General features: G+C 40.3%; 4 protein-coding genes. All 4 read right to left on the bottom strand.

Going from position 1 to position 1,920, the window contains the following annotated elements:
- Positions 1-160 (bottom strand): MATE family efflux transporter (locus tag Q8907_16770; protein MDP4275922.1); only part of this gene is annotated, 160 nt, incomplete at its 3' end.
- Positions 161-174: 14 nt separating this feature from the next.
- Positions 175-1,158: a transposase gene (locus Q8907_16765; protein ID MDP4275921.1), complete on the bottom strand. Its 984-nt coding sequence runs from the start codon at positions 1,156-1,158 to the stop codon at positions 175-177.
- A complete protein-coding gene (locus Q8907_16760) occupies positions 1,124-1,513 on the bottom strand; it encodes a transposase (GenBank protein MDP4275920.1) in 390 nt (129 codons plus the stop codon). Before Q8907_16760 ends, Q8907_16765 begins: the two co-directional genes overlap by 35 nt.
- Positions 1,514-1,711: 198 nt before the next feature.
- Positions 1,712-1,920, bottom strand: a 209-nt coding sequence (locus tag Q8907_16755; protein MDP4275919.1) for a hypothetical protein, incomplete at its 5' end; no start/stop codon positions are given.

Below are 1,920 nucleotides of genomic sequence, written 5' to 3'. Positions count from 1 at the left end.
CGGATATGGCCAATGGCCCTACACCGTGTCCGATAAAAACACGATCAATGATGTTGTACAATGACGATGCGGCAGTTGCAATGATAGCCGGAAGGGAATATTGAAGTAAAAGCTTTCCTGTTTTTTCTTGTCCTAATGCTTGGATCAGTTCAAAAACCATGTGGAGAGAAAAAATCAGGCATAGATTTTAGTTAAACGGAATAAAAAGAACCTGGTATCACTTACTCCCCGAAGAACAGTACGGAAAGCTTTGATTTTTGCATTAAATGATTCTGCAGAAGCATTAGTGCTTCTGCGATCGAAGAAGTTCAAGATATTAGGGTAATGCAGGTAAATGGTTGCCGAGATTGTATTGAAGGATTTAAATCCCGAGTCAGTAACATCATTATACCATTTGGCCAGTTTGGTATAGGCCACTGCTTTATCTTTTGTTTTAGAAAAGATAAGCCTTAATGAATGGGTCAGAGAAAAGGCTTTCTGAATGTCAGGATACTGGGCAAAAAGGATGTGAGCTCTTTGTTTTTGCCCGACACTCCATTTTTCCGGCGATTTGAACAAAAGATAGCGGCTCCGGGCCAGTAATTGTTTTTTTGTATCGCCGTTATCAAAACGAAAGGGGACATATTCCTGTTTGTTCCAGCGGGCATTGTCAAGGGCATTGGATTCTTCATTGATGGCCTCCCAACGGTGAGCAATGCGCATTTCCTGCAGGGCATCATAGGCCAACTTTTGAACATGAAAACGGTCGATTACCTGGGTGGCTTTTGGAAAACAGCACTTGACAATCTGGTTCATTGATCCGGCCATGTCTAAGGTTATTTCTTCGACTTGGGCCCGTTTGCGCTCAGGTATCCGTTTTAAAACGGCGATTATCTCTTCGGCTTTGGTTCCCCGAATCATTGCCGTCAGCACTCCTTTTTTACCCCCGGCTGCCTTGTTGGTCAGAATCGTGTACAGTTCTCCGTTTGACAGTGAGGTTTCGTCAATACTCATTTGACTGCCCAGGTTTTCCGGGAAAAGCAGCCATTCTTCAGCATGGCTGCTTTGATCCCACTGCCGATAATTACTCAAATGGTCTTTGTATTGTTGACCCAGTTGGTCTCCATTGATATGGTAATGTTTTTCAAGGCTTTTGCTGCTGATTGGGTAAGTATCCAAAAACATCTTTTAAAAAAGTCGCGAAACCTTTTGTGTATCGCGTCCCCTGTGCTACTGTATCCCATGTATTGCTCACTATCTCGCCCGTGGATTCTACCTGCCATTTACGTCTTCTGACATGCAAAAAAACGGCCCGTTCACGAATCGGAAAATCCTGGATGTCTACTGCCGGATGAAACCCTTTGGAAAGTAATTTCTGTCCTTCATATTTTGAGGGCGGAACATTCAACTCATCCAGGTAAACATCTATAGTCTCTTTATTTAATTGAACTAGAGTGATTTCGAAATAATTGAAAATCTCGGATGGTAATAATGCTTTTACAAGCAAATTATATTGGTTTTCTTTTGAATCCATACAAATTATTTTTCTTGCAAAGATTCATTTTTATTTTTATTCCACCATATTTTCAATGTGATCCATTAACAAGAATAACATGTTCAATTTTATACTGGTTCGATTGTTGGGAAGAACCTGTAAATCAGGTTCATTATGTCTAAATGGAATCAACCCCCAAACACAGTGAAGGGATGGAATAAAATTTAACCCGATATACTAATTTAATGAATTAGCAGATATTTCGGATTCAGCTTTCTTACTGTTTGTTTTTTCTCTCTCCTCCTTCTCCTCCTCTATGTTTTTGTTTTTATTTTCCGCAGTAAATAAAGATGCAATAAAACCGGTAAATGTGCCAAATAGACCTACGCCTGACACCATCAATATAATGCCAATTAGTCTTCCGCCGGTAGTTACAGGATATTTAT

This window comes from Bacteroidota bacterium (assembly GCA_030706565.1).
Classification (GTDB): Bacteria; Bacteroidota; Bacteroidia; order Bacteroidales; family JAUZOH01; genus JAUZOH01.
The sequence above is the reverse complement of the archived record's forward strand: the minus strand, read 5'-3'. Positions and strand labels throughout refer to the sequence as shown.